This is a genomic window from Neobacillus sp. BP17 (assembly GCF_059579525.1).
This window is the reverse complement of record NZ_CM184198.1, coordinates 2,986,268-3,006,161: the sequence shown is the minus strand read 5'-3', so window position 1 is coordinate 3,006,161 and position 19,894 is coordinate 2,986,268. Positions and strand designations below refer to the sequence as shown.

Annotated in this window: 15 protein-coding genes; 11 read left to right on the top strand and 4 right to left on the bottom strand. The window is 35.7% G+C overall.

Going from position 1 to position 19,894, the window contains the following annotated elements:
- Nucleotides 1–527: 527 nt before the first annotated feature.
- The 7 genes from AC4QJR_RS14500 (at nt 528) to AC4QJR_RS14470 (ending at nt 7,835) form a co-directional block, all read left to right on the top strand.
- On the top strand, nt 528–1,787 hold the full coding sequence (locus AC4QJR_RS14500; protein WP_496523259.1) for a hypothetical protein: 1,260 nt from the start codon (nt 528–530) through the stop codon (nt 1,785–1,787).
- 568 nt (nt 1,788–2,355) lie between these two features.
- Nucleotides 2,356–2,853, top strand: a complete 498-nt coding sequence (locus tag AC4QJR_RS14495) for an RNA polymerase sigma factor (protein WP_496523258.1) — start codon at nt 2,356–2,358, stop codon at nt 2,851–2,853.
- Nucleotides 2,850–3,737, top strand: a complete 888-nt coding sequence (locus AC4QJR_RS14490) for a zf-HC2 domain-containing protein (RefSeq protein WP_496523257.1) — start codon at nt 2,850–2,852, stop codon at nt 3,735–3,737. The genes AC4QJR_RS14495 and AC4QJR_RS14490 overlap by 4 nt, the downstream gene beginning before the upstream one ends.
- 354 nt (nt 3,738–4,091) lie before the next feature.
- Nucleotides 4,092–4,901 carry a class I SAM-dependent methyltransferase gene (locus AC4QJR_RS14485; protein ID WP_496523256.1) on the top strand — a complete coding sequence of 270 codons (810 nt, stop codon included), beginning with the start codon at nt 4,092–4,094 and terminating at the stop codon, nt 4,899–4,901.
- 155 nt (nt 4,902–5,056) lie between these two features.
- Nucleotides 5,057–5,470, top strand: a complete 414-nt coding sequence (locus AC4QJR_RS14480) for a hypothetical protein (protein WP_496523255.1) — start codon at nt 5,057–5,059, stop codon at nt 5,468–5,470.
- Nucleotides 5,471–6,264: 794 nt separating this feature from the next.
- Nucleotides 6,265–6,732: a hypothetical protein gene (locus AC4QJR_RS14475; RefSeq protein WP_496523254.1), complete on the top strand. Its 468-nt coding sequence runs from the start codon at nt 6,265–6,267 to the stop codon at nt 6,730–6,732.
- A 188-nt stretch (nt 6,733–6,920) separates the two neighbouring features.
- Complete coding sequence (locus AC4QJR_RS14470; protein WP_496523253.1) at nt 6,921–7,835, top strand: tetratricopeptide repeat protein; 915 nt, start codon at nt 6,921–6,923, stop codon at nt 7,833–7,835.
- Nucleotides 7,836–8,271: 436 nt separating this feature from the next.
- Here the strand turns inward: AC4QJR_RS14470 and AC4QJR_RS14465 are convergent, their stop codons facing one another.
- Nucleotides 8,272–9,102 carry a processed acidic surface protein gene (locus AC4QJR_RS14465; protein ID WP_496523252.1) on the bottom strand — a complete coding sequence of 277 codons (831 nt, stop codon included), beginning with the start codon at nt 9,100–9,102 and terminating at the stop codon, nt 8,272–8,274.
- A gap of 92 nt (nt 9,103–9,194) precedes the next feature.
- Here AC4QJR_RS14465 and AC4QJR_RS14460 point away from each other — a divergent pair, with 92 nt between their 5' ends.
- The 4 genes from AC4QJR_RS14460 (at nt 9,195) to xerS (ending at nt 15,089) form a co-directional block, all read left to right on the top strand.
- Nucleotides 9,195–11,135 (top strand): TnsB C-terminal domain-containing protein, encoded by a 1,941-nt coding sequence (locus AC4QJR_RS14460; protein WP_496523251.1) that lies wholly within the window; start codon nt 9,195–9,197, stop codon nt 11,133–11,135.
- A gap of 24 nt (nt 11,136–11,159) precedes the next feature.
- Entirely contained in the window at nt 11,160–12,134 is a 975-nt protein-coding gene (locus tag AC4QJR_RS14455) for an ATP-binding protein (RefSeq protein ID WP_496523250.1), read from the top strand.
- 576 nt (nt 12,135–12,710) lie between these two features.
- Nucleotides 12,711–13,640: a hypothetical protein gene (locus AC4QJR_RS14450; RefSeq protein WP_496523249.1), complete on the top strand. Its 930-nt coding sequence runs from the start codon at nt 12,711–12,713 to the stop codon at nt 13,638–13,640.
- Between the two features lie 360 nt (nt 13,641–14,000).
- Nucleotides 14,001–15,089 carry a tyrosine recombinase XerS gene (xerS, locus tag AC4QJR_RS14445; RefSeq protein ID WP_098571232.1) on the top strand — a complete coding sequence of 363 codons (1,089 nt, stop codon included), beginning with the start codon at nt 14,001–14,003 and terminating at the stop codon, nt 15,087–15,089.
- Between the two features lie 203 nt (nt 15,090–15,292).
- On the opposite strand, the gene AC4QJR_RS14440 is transcribed toward xerS, so the two are convergent.
- The 3 genes from AC4QJR_RS14440 to AC4QJR_RS14430 all read right to left on the bottom strand — a co-directional run bounded on the left by AC4QJR_RS14440 (nt 15,293) and on the right by AC4QJR_RS14430 (nt 19,881).
- The gene (locus AC4QJR_RS14440; RefSeq protein ID WP_496523248.1) at nt 15,293–17,197 is read right to left on the bottom strand and encodes an ABC transporter ATP-binding protein; all 1,905 of its coding nucleotides are present in this window, start codon (nt 17,195–17,197) and stop codon (nt 15,293–15,295) included.
- On the bottom strand, nt 17,194–18,921 hold the full coding sequence (locus AC4QJR_RS14435; protein ID WP_098571230.1) for an ABC transporter ATP-binding protein: 1,728 nt from the start codon (nt 18,919–18,921) through the stop codon (nt 17,194–17,196). Before AC4QJR_RS14435 ends, AC4QJR_RS14440 begins: the two co-directional genes overlap by 4 nt.
- A gap of 201 nt (nt 18,922–19,122) precedes the next feature.
- Complete coding sequence (locus tag AC4QJR_RS14430; protein ID WP_496523247.1) at nt 19,123–19,881, bottom strand: YybI family spore inner coat protein; 759 nt, start codon at nt 19,879–19,881, stop codon at nt 19,123–19,125.
- Nucleotides 19,882–19,894 lie beyond the last annotated feature (13 nt).

Below are 19,894 nucleotides of genomic sequence, written 5' to 3'. Positions count from 1 at the left end.
GTACTCTACTAACTGAAAATAAAAGAGATCTAGGAATTAAAATTTAATGCTTTGTAAGTAGCCAATCACTGTTGATGCTTTTTAGGAGCATTACGTGAGGAGAGGTAATTATATGGACAAAAAATTTATAAGAGAAATGACAAATATCTCTGTTATGTTTGGTTGTTTAATATTATTTGTCTACTTGGCAGGTTCTTCCTTGGTTTTCTCTCATTGCAATTTTAGGCAGAGGGATAGGCGGATTAATATTCCTATTTAATATCTTTGCATTGATATTGTTAGTTTTTTATGGTCGGAAGTATATCAGGGAAGGTATTTATCTTAGAAACTTAATTTTGATCGTCTCGTTTTTAATTATCTTTCCAATGATATTCAATAAAACTATGAGTGTTATTTAATAAGGCATAAACTCAAAATGAAAAGGGATCCCTAAAACGAGTCCTATCCATTTTAATAATCAAAAAGCAACAAAGTTTACGAAAACAGCCAATGCAAAAAAGCTTAGAATAAGGAAAAGGGGATCAGTTTTGGACAATCGAGCGCAAGAATTAGTCGATCTTACGAAAGACAAATGGGGATTAGATAATTATTACTTACATACCCACAATTTCTATCGCAAATTAAATGCTTTAAACGAAACAATCTATACGTTCACGATGGAATGGTACCCTTCACATATAACCGAACAAGAGGATGAAGATTATAATCCTGACGGAACAGCAGTTATTGATTTGAATGTGCAGAACCGTCAATTTGAAAGTGTCATTTTTGTAGGTGGAGAGGCCTTTGCAAATAAGAGGTTGATCCAAAGCACAGAGCTAGATGAAATTATAAAATTTATCGAAAACGAAACAGGGTTAAAACATGGGAATCAATTTCAACTACATAGTGAAGAAGATAATGAATATTTTTTTCGTAGCAGTATTAATGGTGTTGCTGTTTCCCCCTCTGGAACCATTGAAGTTAAATTTAATCCAGAAGGAAAATTAACTTATTTTTCTATAAATGGTCCATTTCCTACTGCGGATAATGTCCAAGAAGAGACATTTAGTCTTAAGCTTGAAGACGTGGAACAGATTGCAAAGAATCAATTGAAATTAATTAAGATTCCACAAACAAGACAAAACAAGTTGATTTCAGTTTATTGTATAGAAGAAATTTATATCACAAATGACCTTTCTAAAACCTTACCTTTTATTCACAATAGTATGGTGTATACAATCGATGAAAGGCTTCATTGGCAAACCTCTAATAAGAAATCATTTAAAAGAAAACATATGAACATGATTGGGAATGTTACAGCCGAACAAGCCTTTGCCTTCGAACCTCATCCTGATTTATTACCGATTACCGATATTGAAAAAGAGAAGTGTATCAGCAGCGTTAAAGACTTTTTGAGTCAAGCTTATCCCATGGATTCTGGGAAATGGATTTTAAGATCCTTGCATCGTGACAATGGCTATATCCAAGGGAAACTAAGTTTAGTTGGACAAGAAAGTAGTATTATTCAACGCAAGCTGATGTTGTTAATGGATCCCAATTCATTTAAAGTTTTAAATTATATGGATAACGGAGATTTTTTAGAAACTTATGAAGAAATTAAGGAAACTGAAAGCTTAAATATAGATTCAGAAATTGCATATGAGAGAATCAAGAGCACAATAGAACTCACACCTGTTTATGTTTATGATTGTGAGCAAAGGATTTATGTTCTTTGTGGCAGGCTGGATAGTAATTACGGTATAAACGGAATAAATGGGGAAGTCGTTGACTTAGACGACTTATAAAAAGCTGACCAACTAAAGGGAGCGATGCATGGAAGCAGTGCCTTTTTTATGGGACCAACTAACTCAAAAGAGCGAATATAATAATCATTATAACTGCAACACTGAGTGCACTGAAGAGATTACTGGGCTATGTACCCAATTAGGATATTTCTTGAAGAAATTAAGTCTTGCATGAACGTCTAGCAATATAAAACAACGCTAATTTTTATTTATGAGACTATTAATAAAACTCTCTTAAAGGTGCAAAAGAAAATGGTTATCGAGAAATATAATTACGTTCATGTGGGCAGAGAAAGAAGTGCACTGTTTCTAGCATTTAAATGATTTAAATATTGGCAGTATGTTTATTAATCATTTTTTATTCATTTCTTAATGAAAAAGTGTATAAACTCTTATATTTACTACATAATCGTCAAGCAGAGCTTATTTAATAACGGGGTAGGCTAGTTGAAGAAGGAATAGATTACTTTAACCGAGAATTAGTTGCTTATTAGTGACTAATTTTTTTTGTTTTCATTGTAACGAAACTAATAGATTTGGTACTAACAATATGAGGGGGAGGGAGTTATTGGATGATTTTAAAGAATTGTACAATCTTTATTCGAAAGAATTGTACAAATATATGTTTTATTTAACCCACGATAGTAATTTATCAGAGGAGTTAGTTCAAGAGACTTTTTATCAGGCTTTTATTTCAATCCATCGATTTAAGGGTCACTCAAAAATAAAGACTTGGTTATATCAGATAGGAAAAAATGTTTACTTCAAAAATGTAAGAGCTCAATTATCAAAATGCGATTTATTTGAAGAAGAAAATGATGACTTTGCTACTAAATCTACACCTGAAACTATTTTACAATTGCACGAACAACAAACAGAACTTCACTCAGCCATTCAGAGACTACCAGTACACTATAAAGAAGTAGTCATTCTGCGCATTTTTAACGAATTAAGTTTTAAGGAAATTGGTGAGGTGTTTTCAGAAAGTGAGAATTGGGCTAGAGTTACTTTTCATAGAGGCAAACAAAAACTCAGAGCAACTTTAAGTAGGGGGGGAAATAAATGAAAATAGGTTGCGAAGTCATACAAGATTTGTTGCCATTATACGTAGATAAACTAACAAGCGAAGAAAGTAATAAATTGGTTACTACTCATTTAATGGAATGTAAGAGTTGTAACCAACTACATAGTGAGATGGCACAAGATTTAAACATAACAAGTCAAATAGAGGTAGAGCTCCCTGAAGAGACGGAACGACAATTAGTAAAGAGAATAAAGAAAAAACGATTAATCAACTTTGGCTCCCTAATAATAGTATTCTCTTTAATTGGTTTTGTTATCGGGGCATATGTACTTTATTCAAACAATGCGGTAATTAAAGCAGTCAAGCCAATCGAACTAACTGATAAAAATCGTAATGTCCAAAAGAACCCAGCAAAAGAAATACAGTTAAAATCATCATCTTGGAAACAGTATAAAGTGGATAATAAGACATTCAGACCAGGATATTACGATATTACTGCATTGGGAGGAACAATTGATATTGGAAGCGTGCATTTAAAGAAAGGAGACCAATATTTAGGAGTAGAATTTTACAGCAACAATCTAATTTCTGTTAAGGGGAATGGAATAGCAAAGCTAACGCCAGCCCACTTTAAGAAGGAATCATTAAATAATGGGGTTTATACACTAAGAAATAAGTCAGTGGAATATAAAGTTGGAAATGAAATTCAACCAGGAACCTATAAAATTAAAGTTATTAACAATAAAGATACTAATTTTTATTTATTCGCTAATATCAGTAACAGCAATCAAAACCAAGTTAGAAATAGTTTCGATATAAAAAGTCCAAAAGAATATACCTTTACCCTAAAGGAGGGTGAAGTTTTACAGTTATTAAATTGGTCTAGCAGTAATACAGACCTTATTATTAAATTGATTAAGATATGAATAATGATGGTTACACAATTAACAGCTTTGTGATATTGCGAATAAGAGTACTTAAAGTAACAGAGGAAAGAGCTAAAGATGGAATGACAATGGCTATACAGGGAAAACTCAGCTTAATTGGACTAGTACTATGAAACTGAAGCTGATGTTGTTAATGGACCCAATTCATTTATGCGAAAAGGATTATTTGTTTAGCATATTAAATTGAATACAGAGAGAAATCATATCTTTAAAGAAGCTCAACTAATGCGCATTTCCTTTTTTAGTTCTTTCTAAACAATCTGTTATTTTAGCAGGATAAAACGCCCTTTTGACCGAATTAAGAGGTAAAAAATAGAAAATAGGGTGAAAATTATGAATGAGATAATAAACTACTATAATCAATTTGATGAGTGGGGAAGACTTCAACGTGAACCGATTGAATTCCAGGTAAATTGGAATTTTATAAAAAAATATTTGCCTGAAGCTGGAGCAGTCCTTGATAACGGTGCAGGACCTGGAAAGTATTCAATGGAACTTGCAAAGGAAGGCTATAAAGTAACACTAACTGATTTAACACCAAGATTAGTTGAAATTGCTAAAGATAAAGCAAATCAACTAGAACTAGAGGGACAATTTGAAGGTTTCTATGTCGCTGATGCTAGAGAGCTTAATATGATAAAAGATGAAAAGTTCGACGCATCTTTAATGCTTGGTCCTATGTACCATTTACAAGAGGAACATGACCGCATAAAGGCAGCAAAAGAATTATATAGAGTAACCAAAAAGGGGGGACTTATCTTTGTTGCTTTCATGCCTAGAGTAAGACACATATTAACATCGCTTATGTCTCCAGAAAATTGGAGGCCAAACGATAACCTAGACGCTATTATTCAATTTTCTGAAACTGGATGCTTTAATCATGCAGATGAGGGCCGATTTACAGGTGCGTATTATTTCAATATTGAAGACATTAATCCATTTATGGAGTTACAAGGTTTTGAAACTTTAGAATTAATAGGTTATAATGCTGGTGCTATTTTAACTAATGAAATTTGGAATTACTGGACAAGCAAAGGTGAGCAGGAAGTAAAAAAAATTATAGAACTAATAAAAGAAAAAGCAACTGACCCTTACATCCTAGGGATTTCTAGCCACTTGCTTTACATCGGTAGAAAAAAATGAACTAAAATAATTTACTTGTTCAATAATCTAGTGCTTTTTATAGACTCTGCTGCCATCGGTGCAGCCTTTTTTTGTTCTAGAGGGCAGGTTAGCTAAAATAACACAACAAAAACAATAATGTTTTAATGTAAGATCATGGTTTAGGAGGGGTGGAAATGAACAAAGAAATCGAAGAAATTATCGTTAAATCTTTTTTCGCTAAAAGGCTGCAGGATAGGGTTTTATTTGAATTGTTTTCTAAAAAGAATAAGAGGCATGATGCTTTAGGTCGGCTTTGTCATAATTACAAAACAACTCTGCGCAGGGAATACATGATAGAAATCCCAAAACCAAATTCCGACTATGAAGAAATAGCTAAATTGCTAAAAGGATATGGGCCAGGAGATACTTGTTACGTAATTTCTTGGAGTGAGACGATCGATGGGAAAGAACTGCCGTTACTGGTTGCATTAGAAAACGCCGTTGGATACGGGATGCCGTCAATTATCTCTTGTATACCAGGAAAGTTGGCTTTTTTTGAAGCTGAACAGGAAGTCCTTCCATCTCCAAGATTTATTCTGAAAAGATAAACAGATTATGCTGAGCTGATTGGTGCGAGAATTAAGCAAGTGGCTGTGGCATCGATTAAGTTAAAGCGAAGTCTGTTTTATAATAAGGGGGTGAGGTTACATGAAATACTCAGAGCTGCTGAATTATCAATGTTATATTACTCTAAACTCCGTATATGAACCAAGTGATAATTCATTGGTACTTGATATTGACCTTTATAAAGTTAATGGAAATAGGGTAGATGATCAGAAAGTAGAATGTAATCGGCGCTTCTTATGGCTCAAATGGTGTTGATGAAGCTCTACCTAACATTCGTATTGAATTTGATTGGTACATTGCATACTCAGTTAGGAACGAAGGCTTTACCGTTTCGGAAAAATATGAGATTTTAGAGGGCAGAGTTTTTTGTATCTATTCCAAATCTAGATATTTAGATTTCATAAAAGTAAGCACTATAGCTTCCGATTTTCACCCAGGGCCCTTTAAACATTATGGGATAAAGGCTCTTAACTATATAATTGATGTTGAATCCGCCGAACCTCCGACAATTTCATTTATTAATCTAACGAACTAAAAGAGGAAGTGAAAATGAATAAACCTTTTCGACTCCGAGTGTGTTAATTCAATAAGGAGTAAAACGATTTTAATGTATTGATTGGGAAATAACTTTTGAATCTAATTTTCATAAGTGTGACATGATTTATTATTTGTGTTCGCTACGGGGTTATTTATTCTTGTAGAACTAAAGGGCAGGCTAGCGCAAGAAGGATTATTTTCTGGTTCAGGCAAAATAATCTATTATAGAGGTGGAAAAGTGGAAACAAATCTATTATTTTATAAAATTAAAAAGCAAACTGCTGCGACTGAGGATTATATAAATTGGTCCTACAGTCTATTATTGGAAAACGTATCATCACCTTCCTTAAATATTCTTTCTTCTTTTTCATTCGATCATAATCTATTTGAAGTTGAAGTTTATTTTAAAAGAGCATTAGATGAGTTGGAAATAAAAGAATCATCCTATGAGATTTGTGTAAGGGCTTATATAGGTTTTTTAGCAAATAAAATAAAAAAAGCTTACGAGCATACAGTAATTTTCGATTTAGCCCAAATGATTTTTCAAATCGTTGCGACGGAGTTAGAAAATGCCGATGACTTGTTTGCTTGGTTTGAGATTAGTGAAATGATTGATAGGCTTGAATATGATGATCAACCATTTGTGTTGAATGAAGATGATTTAATAAAGAGGATAAAGAATGAGGCAAAATCTTTCAAAAGTTAAATCATTAATATTCCTAATTGTGCTAATGGGGGCGCTAACACAATAATCGTAAAATTGCTAAAGCGCCTGAAAAATATAAGATTTAATGACTTCTGTATATTCTGCTTCTTTTTCTAAATCATAAGCCATGAAGGGCTTATTTTAATGGCCAAGATGTCCTTTACATGGCAATGGAATGGGGAGTTTTTTTGAACATTAATCAAAAGGCGATTGAACTTCTTGAAGAAAATAAATATGATGAATCGTTAAAGCTATTCCAAAAAGCTGCTCAAGATTTAAGAGACGTTCAGTCATTAACGAACCTTGCATGGATATACTGCCATGAAGAGGATGACTTTATGGCTGCGCAGAGTTTGCTAGAGGAAGCCGTTGATATGAATCCTACCTCATATTTTCCATATAATTTGTTAGGAGAGGTATACCTAAGACTGGAAAGATGGGGAGAGGCAAAGGATATATTGCAAAGAGCTATTGCGATCCACCCCACAAAAATGGCTTATAATAATCTAGCTAAGGCTCATTACCATCTTGGAAATATAGAGCAGGCATCCAACTTTTTTCTGTTAGGTTCAGATGATTCTGACTGGGCCATGTACAGCCATGTTATGTGTTTAATTGAGTTAGGTGAACTAAACGAGGCAAAACGTAAGCTTGATGCATTTTCTGAAGATGATGCTGATTTTGTCGGGGAAGTTGATGTAGCTGATTTATATGTGGAAATAGGTTGTTATAATAAAGCTGTAGAATGGTTTGAAAAAGGTTGGGCTAGTTATGCAAAGGATCCTGATTGGGTTAGTCGGTATGTATATTCATTGAAAAAGTTAAACCAACCTGATCGTGCTCATGGAAAACTGATTGAAGCAATCAAAGAAAAAAATGAAGAAATTAAAGATAGTTATGAAGATGAATGTGATGAAGAGTGGACTGAACGTGATAAGCAGTCCCATATAAATGAATTACTGAAAGATAAGACGGAGTATGAAGAAATGTTTGAACGAATTTCTTTAGGATTTATTCCGTCCATGAAATTTGAAACACACGCCAAGACAGCATGTTACCTGTATGGATGCAACCGCCATAACCATCCCGAATACAAAGGTTAGCAATACCATAAACTCTTTGAGACTTGCCTTTTAGGCGAGTTTTTTATTTTGACATTGCAAAATTATAAAAATTCAAGTGTTAAAATGCTATTAATCACTTCAGAGGTTTCAATGAAATTGAGTGTGTTAAATCATCTTCGTTAAAGTAGTTGTAAGCATTATTGTGACAAAGAGTTGCTTGAATTGTTTATAGGGTGTTTAAAGGTCAGCAAAATATAATTGACTTATAGTGAAGGAGACCAGTCAAAAGAAGGTTACAGGCAAGACTTTAAAACGAAGAATTTCGAGATTGAAAAAGCCGTATTATTGATATTCCCATCATTTCGTTACACGGGCTATGAATACACCCTAAAATACCGAAAAATGTATGCATTTAACATAAAACCATCATTGCAGCAGGTTCACAAGCCCTTCCCAATAGAGAAGGGCTTACGTTTTATTTTAAGTTTTTTTGCCCTTGTTCATATTTCTCTTCATGCATGTGATCAACATAGTCATCAGAAATTTCACCTAAATGAAGTAAATCTTCCCCGTTGTCTACAACTTCTAGTGATTCAAAAAACTCTTGTGGGATATTAAAATCAAGTAGAAGTTCCCCTGAAGTACTGTAGATACTACCAGATAAGTTACCTTTAGGAGGCTCCTCCATTAATAACAGTTCCTTAAACGTGACAGGTTGGCCATTGACCTTAAAGTTCATTTTTATTTCATACAATGCAATTGTTTGTTCTAAAATTTGAACAATTTCATCAAGGTCTTCGTCGCTTAATTGACTAGGATCTTCTACATTGAGGAATTTTTCCCAGAGAGTATCATTTGTTGCGATTTGGTCGAGTTGATTCTTATTTTTTTCTTCGACTGCTGCTAAATAGTTGAACAATTTTTCTGACTCTTCTTCAGTAATGCCGAATTCCCCTAATGCATTTTCAGTTTCTGCCATATATTCATCGTAGTTTACGTAATATTTAAGTGACGCATCCAAATCCTCTATAAATTTATAATCATTCAAGTTATCCCCAAAATGGTCCATTAAATCATTAAATTCTTTTTGTGATAGACCATATTTAGTCAATAACTCCTGAAAATTTTGCGAGGTGATTGGGGTACCCATTACATCTTTTAGTTCTTCGACTGAATTAAAATCATCAATTGGAATTTCATAGTAGGAAAGATAGTCAAGTAACTCTTGTTTAGTCCATCCAATATCAGCTAAATATTGTTTCAATTCATTTTCTGGTGGAGCAGCATTAGCTGATTTAATATTCATTAGGAATGGCAGCGTAAATTTGATTTATCAAGGAAAAATCTCTGCGAATCTGGACAAGGTTCCTATTTCGTACAAGCTGGAGGTTTGGTTGAATGAGTAAAAGAAAGTTGATTGAAGGTTATGATAGCGAATGGAGTGATACCACAAAATGGCATCAAGTAAATCTAATGCAATTAAATGAAAAAGATAAGATAGTCTTCCTCAAAAGAAAGGAGGCAATCGATTACTATTTCGATTCAAAAATGAAGTTGAAAGAAATAGAGGAAAAAACAGGGGTAGCGAAAAAAGAGCTAAACGAATTTGTGAAAAGATGTCTTCAATTGGATGAACGTGGTGAACTCTACGGATACCGAGGAATCATACCTAGAAAAACGCTAAAGGAATATGAAAGAAAAGAACTTCCTACAGATGATAATCCCGAAAAAATGTCTGGTGCTTTTGAATTGTTTTTAAATTCACATCCAGAAATAAAAGAATTCATCCAAGATAGGTATTTGAAACGCATTAAAACAGTTGGCGACAACGTGATTAGAATTAAAGATCTACACAAAGAGTTTGTAGACCGTTGCAAAAAAGAGGGCGTCACATTAAGCCAATATCCGTTAAACACAGGTGATAGAGGAAGAAGATCCTTGGAACGTTATGCGAAGAAAATGGAAGATAAGTATTATACAGAAGCTGCTGCAAGATACGGTGATGACTCCTCTATGCTTGCCAGGACTACTGGGATGGGGGAGAAATACATACCAGCCGTTAGTCGACCATTTCAAAGGGTTCAGTTTGACGGCCACAAGCTCGATTTATTGATTACGGTTTCTTTTATCAATTCTGCAGGGAAAGAAGAGATAGAAATCATGGATCGGGTGTGGTTATTAGTGATCATTGACGAAGCAACAAGACTAGTTTTAGGGTATCACCTGTGTTTAAGGAAAGAGTATTCCGCTGCGGATGTATTACATTGTATTAAGAATTCGGTCATTCCAAAAGAAAGCTATGCTTCGATAAAAGGTTTCAAATATTCCCAAGAAGCGGGTTTCCATTCTATCAAATTTGAAGAATGTCAGTGGGCCGTATGGGACGAACTCCTTTTTGATAATGCGAAAGCCAACTTAGCCAATAATGTGAAAGATAGACTGGTCAATATTATGAATTGTCGGGTTAATGCAGGACCTGTCGGTATGCCACAGCGAAGAGCAATCATAGAAAGATTTTTTGGGGTTTTAGAAGATAATAACTACCATCGGTATCCCAATACAACTGGCAGCAATCCCAATGACCCGAAACGGAAGAAAAATGCCAAAGAAGAGGCTATAAAGTTTCGGATGACTGAAAAGGAATTGGAAGAATTAACAGAACTGGCTATAGCGGAGTATAACGCAACTCCTCATACATCTCTTAATTACATCTCTCCGCTTGATGCATTGAAACAACATCTTACGAAAGGAGTTCCGATACGTTATTTAGCGGAAAATAAAAGAAAGGAGTCAACCTTTTTTCAGATTGAGGTTAAGCGCAATATCCTTGGAAATAAAGGAAATGGCAAACGGCCTTATATAAACTATGAGGGTGCTGTTTATAGAAGTGATGTACTATCCCAAAGTTACGGTCTGGTGGGAGAAAAATTAACTCTATTGGTCAATATTGATGACTTGAGAGTGGTTCGAGCATTCTTGGAGGATGGAACTGAACTAGGACTCTTATACGTCACGGGTAAGTGGAGAGAGAGAAAACATACTTTGAGAGATAGAAAGGAAATATCTCGGTTGAAGAACAAAAAATTAATCCACTATACTGATCGAGATGACCCTATTAAGGTGTACCATGAATATTTAGAAAAGAACGCTAAAGTAAACAAGAAAGCCCGCAATGAACTGGCTGTCCAAAAGAGAGCTGCAAGAAAAGAACCCCAAAAGATTGAGCAAACGAATGCAGCTGAACATTCAGAAATTTTAAGTACGTCACCTCAAAGAAATCCACAAGATGAGAAAAGAGAACCTGTTGTACGAAAATTTAAACAAACCCTCATTTACTAAATATAGGAGTGCGGTGTATTAAATATGACTCAAGGAATTGATAGACCCATAATTGGTCCGAAGACCCATCCAGTGCACACTGGGAGGTATTTACTGGCAACGAATGAAATCGCTCGATTGTACGATACAGTTGTGTGGTGGCTCAATACACGGGCCCCAGGCGGCCTAATCTACGGAAGACCAAGAATTGGCAAAACTCAGGCCATAAAGTTTTTGATGCAGCAACTTCCGCAAGAATTAGATTTAAAACTTCCTGTTTTTTTAATCAATTGTCGTGCATATAAAAATCCTAATGAGGGAGTCTTTTTCGAGGATTTGCTCCGAGAAGTGCATCATCATGATTACAGTAGTGGCAAAGCCAGTGCAAAAAGGGATAGACTTTTTAAGTACCTGTATTTCAAAGGTGAGTCATCCGAAGAAAAAAGGATCGTCATGATTATCGACGAAGCTCAACGTTTACACGATACCCATTACAATTGGTTAATAGATGTGTATAACGAACTTGATAGAGTCAACATCGATATGACCGTGATCTTAGTTGGCCAACAAGAAGAATTATCTGGAAAAAAGGGAGCACTTCAAGTAGAAAACAAATCTCAAATCATAGGTAGATTTATGGTCCATGAACATGTTTTCAGTGGAATTAAGTACGTGGATGATTTAAAAACATGTTTAATAGCATATGACGAAGAATCTGTTTATCCGATCGATAGTGGCTGTACGTTTACTCAATATTTCTTCCCTCACTTATATAAAGACGGTTTCAGATTATCCAATTATGCTGATGACATATTCCAAAGCTTCGTAGATTTGAGACAAAGAGAAAAAATCAATGGGCCAATCGAAATCCCGATGCAGTACCTCACAAAGACGGTAGAGGACATTTTGAAAAGTTATGGGGTAGATGGACAAAATCTCGATAAGTTAACCAAGAGTCACTTAGAGAAGAGTATCATATATTCTGGTTATCAAGCGGAACTTTTTAATCCAATAGTATAGAGGGATGAGGGGATAAACTTTGAGTAAGATTATTACGTTGGAAACTTCTCTCCCAATAAAAGAATATACTTGGGATTCTAGGTTTAGTAAGCGAATCATCAAAAGCATTCAGTGAATATAAATCTCTGTTCATATTACTCCAAATATTACTCTTCTTCCTTTTGATCACTTCTGTTCCGAGTAATCTAAAAATATCCGAATCAGATAAGGAATTGAAAAATTTAAACTTTTCAAAAATGCTCCAGGCAGATTCATAATCAAAAATCCAGAAATTATGGGGATTCCATAAAAGAGGTGACGAAAAAACATTTAAACTCACTAATGGACGGATTCATCAAGCATGAACAATATTTTTTGAAGAAAGAGTTGAATTTTTGCCCAACGTGTATGGCACAGCATTATCATAGCATTTTCCACCAATTCTCTTTAATCAATAAATGTCCTTTTCACCAAGTAAAGTTGGAGAATCAATGCCCTAAATGTAAAATGAAAATCCCTTATGAATTAAATGGAAAACACTTTTTAAAGCCCTTCCAATGTAAATGCTGCTATAACTTTGTAGATGAACCATACAGATTGTTAATAAATAATGAAAAAAGGAAGATTGAAATTGTAACGGATGACCTCCAATTTTGGCTAAATTTAACGAAGAGTGAACGAGTAAAGTTAAAGAATATTGAATTTAGTACAAGTATCTTTGATAGTTGTTACGATATAAATCTATTGGATAAATTTAATGCGGTCATTAAGGATAATCAGACTACAGAACAGTTCGCAAAAATAAGGAACGAAATAAAAATCGGAAATCCCCGAATCGATAACAGCGATAAATTAGTAAGAGTTTATAGAGAAATTCTCGCTTCATCTATTTCTGTATATAAGGCGATTGCTAGGCATATTCGAAAGAAGATTCTAAAGGACCATAAACACTGCATTAAATATTTGGTTAGAAAGCAACCAAACCAGCCACTATGTCCATTTGCTATAGCTTACGTTCAGTGGAGGCAATTTATAGAGGCGGCAAAAAATTATACACACATCGATAATGATAATCAATCAAGTGGTTGGGCAAACGATCCAAGTTTCGCTACATATCAGGATAATGACTATTTAGGGAAGATCTCCTCTGACTTATTACACTCTAATGGTCTATTAAGTATAAAAACTACGATTATGACAACAATCATAAACAGAGTCATGGCACACCTTATTCTTAATCATTTTTACAAGTGGGTAGACCTTTCTAGGAATCAAGTACAGGAAAGGTATATATACAATAAGTTACCAGAAAACTTCGCCAATAATCCAATTGTTTTATTTTCCTTTCCTAATAATAAAAGAACAACTGTAAATTTCTATGTTTGGAACAATTTATTTTCTAATCTTTCTATTGAACATCATGAGTGCCCGTTTTTTGGGGTTAAAAATAAACCCAAGGTTGTGCCTTATAAACCTCATGGATACTATGATTTCTATAAAAAAGTTGTAGATTTCGTTGATACTTAATATTCAAGGGGTTCCGAAAAGGAACCCCTTGAACCAATTTAATAAATGTTGTTAACGTAGAAATCCGATGTTCGATTGTATGTTTTGTATTGTTATAATAATGTAAAAAGGGGAGATGGATGGACATACATTCCGCAAACGGTCTGAGTAGGGGGATGTTGAATTGAGTAAGACTGATGCTTCCTTATAAATAGGGAGATTGTTGTCCAAAACTGCCTTATAAGTAGGGAGATTGTTGTCGCTGGACAAAGGGCTAGAATAATAGAATCAGTTTATTTAGAGTTCCGTTACTTAATTACGTAAAATATAAATTTGACGTAATTAAGACCGTTTAGTAAAATATAGAAGCGGGGTGATTTTATGGTAAATCAATCAAAGCAGCAACAATTTCAAAAACTTCAAACGTTGCTCAAAGAACTTCCATGGTATGTTGACGAATATATTAATCATAAATTACGTAAGCTTTCAACGGCTTCCTTATTTAATTACTGTCATGATTATAAAATCTTCTTTAACTGGATGGTCAGTGAGCAATTGGTGTCAGGCACCATCAAAGAAATTCCTTTAGAGCGTTTAGAGCAACTGACCGTCTTGGAGGTTGAAGGTTTTTTAAATTATTTGCATTATCAATTAAATAATAAAGAACTTACCGTAAATCGGAAATTATCTGCGTTAAAATCACTGTTTAATTACTTACAAAACATTGCGGAAACCCCAGATCTAAAGCCTTATTTGAACCGGAATGTTATGGCTAAAATTGAATTTAATGAAGTAAAAGACAGCATGGAAACCAAGGCAACTAAAATGGAAGGTAAAATCCTCCTCGGGGACGAATATGAAAAATTCCGCTTATTTGTTGCGAATGATTATGGTGAATTGAATAAAGATAATAAAAGACTCTATAATTTTTATCAATTAAATAAGGAACGTGATACGGCCATTGTCTCGTTAATCTTGGGTTCCGGGCTGCGTCTTTCGGAATTAGTTGGGATTGAATTAGACGATATTGATTATAGTAAGTATTGTGTGAGAGTAATCCGTAAAGGAAATAAAGAACAATTTGTTTATTTTAGCCAAGTGGCAATGGATGACCTACAAGAATACCTTTCAATTAGAACGGCTAAGTACCAGGTTGAGAAAAGCAATAAGGCGTTGTTTATTTCAGCTCCGATTGGTCCCAAGGGCAAATCACGGCAATTAACAGCCCGATCCGTTGAAAAACTCATTGAAAAATATGCAACCGCATTTGGTAAACCATCGTTATCGGTACATAAGCTGCGTCATTCATTCGCGACTAGATACCATGCTGAAATCAATGATGTACCGAAATTAAGACGGCAATTAGGTCATTCATCCATCCAAACGACGATGATCTATACGCATATTAAGAATGATGATTTAAAAATTGCTGTGGATAAGATGGATATGCCGAAAGAGCAAATAGAATGATCAATGACTGTCGTTTTCGCGGCAGTCTTATTTTAAATTTTAATCAGTTTACATAATAATATTATGGTAACAAAAACGTAAAATATCTCATTTCCTAAGTATACTTAAGATAATGAGACGAAATGAATTTTTTTCATAATTAAACACTTATTTAAAATAAAAAAAGCGTTCAGAAAGTTCGTAAGCTTTCCAAACGCATTCTCTCAACCTACATTTTTCACTGAATTACTCCCTGTAAACTGACTATTATACAGGTCTGCATAAAAACCGCCTTCTTCTAGTAATTCCACGTGAGTTCCTTTTTCAATGACACTTCCGTTATTCATTACTAGGATTAAATCAGCATCTCGAATCGTCGACAATCTGTGGGCAATGACAAAGCTGGTCCTCCCTTTCATTAAGTGGTTCATCGCTTTTTGGATTTGAACCTCTGTTCGCGTATCGACACTACTGGTCGCTTCATCCAAAATAAGTATCGCTGGATTAGCAAGGATCGCCCTAGCAATTGTTAACAGTTGTTTTTGCCCCTGAGAAATGTTGGATGCCTCTTCATTCAAAATCGTATCATACCCATCTGGGAGCGTTCGAATAAAGTGATCAGCGTTTGCCGCGCGAGCTGCTGCCACCACTTCTTCCTTTGTTGCCCCCTCTTTTCCGTAGGCAATATTATCAAAAATCGTACTATTAAATAACCATGTATCCTGCAGTACCATACCAAATAAACTTCTTAGGTGCTCCCTTTTTACCTCTCTCGTATCGACTCCGTCAATGAGTATGCTGCCAGAATTAATTTCATAGAAACGCATCAGCAAATTAATTAGTGTGGTTTTACCCGCTCCTGTTGGTCCGACAATCGCTACTGTCTGACCAGGTTTCACATCGATTTCCATATCTTTGATTAAAAGTTCATTTTCCTCGTAACCGAAACTTACATGTTCAAAGGTTACTTCACCTTTTGGCCTAGCGATCACCTTCGCATCAATGGCTTCAAGCACCTCTTCTGTTTCATCCAAAATTTCAAAGACCCGTTCGGCACTGGCGATCGTGGATTGAATGACGTTTGCGATCGATGCAGTTTGAGCAATCGGTTGGGAAAATTGACGTGCATATTGGATAAAAGCCTGTATATCACCAATTTCAATCGCTTTTTTCGTTACCAAGATTCCACCAACGACTGATACGAGAACATAGCCAATATTATTGATAAATCCCATTAATGGCATGATCAGGCCTGATACAAATTGTGCCTTCCAAGCGGATTGGTGGAGAGTTTCATTGATTCCCTCGAATGTTTCAATTGATTTCTGTTCGTGACCGAAAACTTTGACTACTTTATGACCGGTATACATCTCTTCCACATGCCCATTTAATTGGCCTAATGATTTTTGTTGCCCTTTAAAATACTGTTGCGACTTTTTAGCTATCTTTGCAATCGCAACACCGCTAAGCGGCAGTGTCAAAATGACAATCAACGTCATTAATGGACTAATCGACAGCATCATGATAATGACACCGATAATGGTAACAACGGAGGTAATCAGCTGGGTTAAGCTTTGCTGTAAGGTCGTACTAATATTATCAACATCATTTATTGCACGGCTGAGAATTTCACCATGGGTACGTGAATCAAAGTATTTAAGCGGAAGTCGGTTCAGTTTCTCTTCTACCTCTTTCCGAAGATTGTAAACTGTCTTTTGCGCGACACCCGCCATAATATATTGTTGGATATAAGCAAAAATCGCACTTAGAATATAGAGGCCAATGAGTAAAATAATAATTTGACCGATATAATCAAAATCGATTTTAGCTCCAGGGATTCCTCTAAATTTCATCATCAAGCCTTCGAATAACTTAGTCGTCGCTTTCCCCAATATTTTAGGGCTGACGATCGCAAAAATGGTACTGATAATGGCTGTAATTAAAACCGCTAAAAGCTGTAATTTATATGGTTTCAAATAGCTGATAAGTCTATTTAGAGTTCCTTTAAAGTTCTTTGCTTTTTGGACAGGCATGCCCATGCCCATCGGGCCAAATCCGCCGCCTGGTCCAGGGCCAGGTTTTCTAGTCCCCGTCCCTTGGGTGTGGTTTTGATTGGAATCCTTACTCATGCGATTTCCTCCTCTGACAGCTGTGACATGACAATCTCGCGATAAACCGCACATGATTCCATTAATTCTTTGTGTTTCCCAATTCCAGATATTTCACCGTTATCGAGAACGATAATCTGATCAGCGTCGATTATGGTGCTTACACGCTGTGCTACTATTAATACCGTTGAGTTCCCCGTTTCGTTTTTAAGGGCAGCCCGTAACTTGGCGTCTGTTTTAAAATCCAAAGCAGAAAAACTATCATCAAATATATAGATTTCCGGCTTTCGTACAAGGGCTCGTGCGATCGACAATCGCTGTTTTTGTCCCCCTGAAACATTTGTTCCCCCTTGGGAGATTACCGCATCAAAGCCTTCTGGCATGTTAGAAATAAATTCTTTCGCTTGGGCTACTTCAGCAGCATGATCAACCTCTTCTGCTGTGGCATTTTCTTTTCCATAGCGGATGTTCTCAGCAATCGATCCGGTGAAAAGTACGGATTGCTGTGGGACAAACCCTATCTTTTCTCGAAGTTTTTCTTGTGCCATATCCCTTACATCTATCCCATCGACAAGGACTTTCCCGCTATCGACATCATAAAAACGCGGAATCAAGTTAATGAGTGTTGATTTTCCTGACCCAGTACCGCCAATAATGGCAGTTACTTCACCGGGTTTTGTTGAAAAAGAGATATTTGAAATGGCTGGCATTTCCGCGCCCGGATAACTGAATGTTACCTTTTGAAACTCAACAAAGCCTTTTTTTCCTTCATCAACTTTTGACGATGAAGGATCTTTAATATCTGCAACTGTCTCTAGTACTTCATTGATTCGAACAGCCGATACCGATGCCCTTGGGATCATGACAAACATCATCGACAGCATAATGAACGAAAACATAATTTGCATCGCATATTGGATGAAGGCCATCATATCTCCTACCTGCATATGACCATTGCTAATCCGCAGTCCGCCAAACCATACAATCGCGACTGAGGAAAGGTTAAGGACCACCATCATAATCGGCATCATTGCGGCCATAATTTTATTGACCTTAATGGCTGTTTCAGTTAAATCCCAGTTCGCTTCATCAAAACGCTTCTTCTCATGCTCTACTCGGTTAAAAGAGCGAATGACACGAATCCCGGTTAAGTTTTCACGTAAAACCCGATTGAGATTATCTAACTTTATTTGCATCGCTTTAAAAAGTGGAATCCCTTTTCTGGCAATAATCACGATCGCCAGCACCAGAACAGGCAGAGCAACAGCGAGAACAAGGGTAAGTTTCGCATCTTTTGAATATGCCATGATGATCCCGCCAATACACATCATCGGTGCCATCGCCATCATTCGGAGCATCATTACTAATACTTGCTGGATCTGGGTGATATCGTTGGTGGTTCTAGTAATTAACGAGGCTGTTCCGAGCTGATCAAACTCATGCAGTGAAAAGTTTCCAACGTGAGAAAAAATTTTGCTTCTTAATAATTTTCCAAAGCCTGATGCTGCTTTTGCTGAGTAGAAACTTGCTGCTATCGAACAAATCATTCCCCCTGCCGCCACAAGCAGCATAAAACCGCCAATTTTCCATATGTAGCCCGTGTCTCCCTTGACAACCCCTTTATCAACGATATCGGACATTAAAGTTGGCAAATATAATTCTGATAATGATTGTAAGAGGACGAGACCTAAAACCAGATAAATGGCTAATTGAAATGGTTTTAGAAATTTGGTTAATTTAATCAATTCCTTCAACTCCGTTTTTAATTGATTAAGAGTAACTGTAGCTTATTTTTATGAACTAAATATGAACAATTAAATGGAAATGAGTTTTTTATCCAACTCCTTTGATAAAATTTGGCAAGACTAAGTATATTCCCGTCTGGAAATCTCGTCAAATTTTTGGAAAATAAAAAACACAGGATCTCCTGTGTCGATAAAATACAGCTATTTATTACGTTCTTTATGAACAACTATCCGAATTAACTTCCACTGACCTTGGTCAAATGACCAAGTTGATTCGACAGAAGCAATCACGTCAGCATTGGCAATCCCGGTAATTTGCTGCTCGCCCAGTAACCCCACTTGATTGTTTTCTATAGGTATAGGTTGGAGACTGCTAAATGGATTAACGGTTAATTCTGTCGGCTCATTTAGCTTGCCACGATAATATAATCCTAGTTTTTTATAATACTTCTTACGGTCCTTTAAATCAAATAGATACGACTTTCCTGTTTTGGCGAGTTTAATCTCTGCTTTATACCCATGAAGAAAATGGCTTTCCATTTCAAGTGGTTCTGGCAGAAAAAGTTTCGTCTGTTCAAAATTCCTAATAGAGTAGGAGTAATTTTGGACAGTTGGTTCATTCCCCCCTTTCATCACACTTGCAAACAAATCTTTCACTCCATCATTGTTTAAGTCGACAAGTTCCAATGCCGCCTTAGCACCACTATTTAGTGGAATGGTGTATTTCCTACCATTTGAAGCATTAATCTCAATATAGATTTTTTCCAAAAATGCCTCCTCTTTCTGATAAGGAACCCCCTTTAAAAGTATTTCTTCCTCTTTTCCGTCACCGGTAATATCTGCTTTTTCATTTGAAATAGTGATTATTTTTGTCGTTTCTTCAATCGCATATACCCCAGTAATTGCAGTAAGTGACATGAGAAAAAATGAAACAATGACCAAAAGCATCTCTTTTTTCATCCATGAACCTCCC